Raw genomic sequence first — 3,106 nt, 5'->3', positions numbered from 1 at the left:
GGTCTATGTACTTTTTATATGTGATATTAATTTTATTATCATTAATTGTGCATTGTAGCCGCTCTTGAAAATTTATACGGTTTAAATCTACATCGCTACTTGCAATTGGAATAACGTATTTTTTCATATATCCTCCTAATTTATCTATCATCAAGATAATGAAGATTATATCTAACAAAATCTTCTTTTGTTATTTCATATTCTATTTTCATAAATTAACTCTCACCTTTTTATTTATTAATTTTAGCAATATCTTTTAAATAATTGAATTTTGTATAAACTGATTTAATCTGGTGTTGCTATTTTGAAGTTGAAGTAATGGTCTTCAATTTTATTAAAATCTTCAAGGTCAACCTCTTTATTCATTCCGCCTAGAAAATTAAAGTTTATTTTTTCATAATTTTTTCAAATCTAAAAAAGTCTTCTCCTCCTGGTAAATCCTCACCTTCTGGGATGTGTGGATCTGGATGATTTTTGTTGAAATATTCTACAATTTTAAAACCACATTTGTTTACATAAAAATGTATATTACGTTTTTCAAAATATGGTGTATGAGTTTCCCAAATTTTAGTTTCAGGATACTTTTCTTCAATAGCCTTCCAAGCTTTATATCCTATACCATGACTATGTTCACCTTTAGATATAAATAAAAGATGTAAAGAGTTATATTGTGTTATTTCATCTATAACAACTACTGCACCTCCTACCTTTTTACCATTTGATAATATATGATAAATAACTGCTCCTGGAGTATTAAAAGATGCATCTATATCTTCATCAGAAGGAATTGGTCCATTTGATACAGAACCGAATGTTTCAATTACTGCTACAGCAAACGATTCTTGTAAATCTCTTTTAAATTTAGATAATTCATCTTTTTTAGCAACTTCTAATGTAACTATATTTTCTGTGTTAATTTGTGTCATAAATTTTATCTCCTTGTATACTCATATTTCTTGTACTATTTTTCACAATAGCAATAAATTGCGTCCTACTTATAAATTTTAATTTTCAAATGTAACAACTTATACTTTAATTATAGATATGGTACTTAGATAATAACAAGTTACATTATGATTACAGGTATAACTCTAATTTGTTACAAATTTGTCTCATTACATAAGACTTAATTTTTAACAAAAATTCGCCACTTTTTTCAAAAAATTAAAAAAGCCTTTGAGTATTTTTTCTCAAAAGCTCTTTTGTCTAGCTACTTTACTTCCTCTCTCAATTCTTTTTCCTTTTCCATAAGCAAGCTATCGTATTTTTCAATTTTTCCATTTAAATATCCAAGCATCTGCTGCAATTCGTCAATTTTTTGAATTAACTCTTCTCTCTGTTCCAAAAGTAATTGCTTGCGAACTTCAGCAGTATGTTCTCCTTCTTGTAATAGAGATACATATTCTATAAGGATTTCTATAGGCATCCCTGAATTTCTCATGCATTTTATAAATTTTATCCATTTGCAGTTTAATTCTGTATAATCCCTATTTCCACTTTTGTCACGATTTACTTTAGGAATAAGTCCTATGCGTTCGTAATATCTAAGAGTATCTGCTGAAATATCCAGTTTTTTACTTACCTCTGCTATTTTCATGAAATATCCTCCTGATTTATATACTTATCCAATTATAAATTCCTTTATCATAACTAAATCTATATTTCTTGACCCATTTTATATGCTTCATCCATAGCAGGAGTTCCTTTTATCTCGCCTACCTTCCATGCACCAATTCCATATATTACACCTTTTTCCTTTGGTCCATCTAAGCAAGCAGTAAATCCTCTAAATTCATTTATTGTTCTTTCCATAGCAGGCTTACTATCTATTGCTGCGGCTACTATAAAATAGAAATCTTTGTCCTTTATTTCTTGATAGCGTGCACAAGTTCTATCTATTAAAGTTTTCATTTGACCACACATTGTGTAAAAATAAACTGGTGTAGCCATAACTATAACATCAGCAGCTATCATTTTTTCTAAAATTTCTGGCATGTCGTCTTTTTGTGGACATGATTTTCCCATTGAGCAACTACCACATCCAGTACAGTAATTTATGTTTTTGTCTTTTAAAAATATTTTTTCTACATCATGACCTGATGCTTTTGCTCCTTCTAAAAATCTATCACATAATAAATCTGAATTACCATTTCTTCTTGGACTTGAAGATAATATTAAAACTTTCTTTTTCATTTTGTAATTCCCCCTTATTTTTCAAATGTAGCAGCTACATCCTTTAGATATTTAGTTATTTCAATGTGTTGCGGACAGCTTTTTTCGCATTTTTTACACTCTATACAATCTGATGCCTTACCGTGATTTTTTATATAGTTGTTGTAGTATACGCCTTGTGTAGAAAATCCTCTATTTAAGGCTTGTTTTTCTGCATTATATAGTGCAAAGTAATTTGGTATAGCGATGTGTTTTGGACATCCATCTACACAATATTGGCATGCAGTACAAGGTACCTCTATTGACTTGTTTATTATATCTACAGCTTTATTTACTACATCTAGTTCCTCTTGAGTAAGTGGTTTAAAATCTGACATATATCCAGTGTTATCTAGCAACTGATTTATATCTGACATACCACTTAAAACCATCATTACATTTTCATTGCTCGCTGCAAAACGAATTGCCCATGAAGGTATAGACATATCAGGATTATTTTCCTTAAATAATTTTTCTGCTTCTTCTGGTACGTTTGCAAGTGTGCCGCCTTTTACTGGTTCCATAACTACGACTGGCTTGTTGTGTTTTTTAGCTACTTCATAGCATTTATGCGATTGAATACTTTCATTTTCCCAGTCTAAATAGTTTAGCTGCAATTGAACAAATTCAACTTCTGGATGAGCTGTAAGTATTTTATCTAATAAATCTGCTGTATCGTGGAATGAAAAGCCTATATGTTTGACCTTTCCTTCTTCTTTTTTCTTTTGTATAAATGAAAATGCATCGAATTTTTCAGCGATTTCGTAATGCTCTACACCTAAATTATGTAATAGATAATAATCGAAATAATCTACACCACATTTTTCTAGTTGCTCGTCAAATATTCTTGCTAAATCCTCTTGTTTCTTTAAAAATTTAACTGGCATCTTAGTCG

The 3,106-nt window shown here is 29.8% G+C and carries 4 protein-coding genes; all 4 read right to left on the bottom strand.

Going from position 1 to position 3,106, the window contains the following annotated elements; genetic code table 11:
• Nucleotides 1-386: 386 nt before the first annotated feature.
• Nucleotides 387-926 (bottom strand): GNAT family N-acetyltransferase, encoded by a 540-nt coding sequence (locus tag ACI3VO_RS11745; protein WP_439758094.1) that lies wholly within the window; start codon nucleotides 924-926, stop codon nucleotides 387-389.
• Nucleotides 927-1,210: 284 nt separating this feature from the next.
• A complete protein-coding gene (locus ACI3VO_RS11740; protein ID WP_439758093.1) occupies nucleotides 1,211-1,597 on the bottom strand; it encodes a MerR family transcriptional regulator in 387 nt (128 codons plus the stop codon).
• Nucleotides 1,598-1,656: 59 nt separating this feature from the next.
• A complete protein-coding gene (locus tag ACI3VO_RS11735) occupies nucleotides 1,657-2,193 on the bottom strand; it encodes a flavodoxin family protein (RefSeq protein ID WP_439758092.1) in 537 nt (178 codons plus the stop codon).
• 14 nt (nucleotides 2,194-2,207) lie between these two features.
• The coding region (locus ACI3VO_RS11730) for an aldo/keto reductase (protein WP_439758091.1) at nucleotides 2,208-3,106 on the bottom strand (899 nt) is incomplete at its 5' end.

The organism is Intestinibacter sp., from assembly GCF_051866655.1.
Lineage (GTDB): Bacteria > Bacillota > Clostridia > Peptostreptococcales > Peptostreptococcaceae > Intestinibacter.
This window is presented reverse-complemented; position numbering and strand designations above follow the sequence as displayed.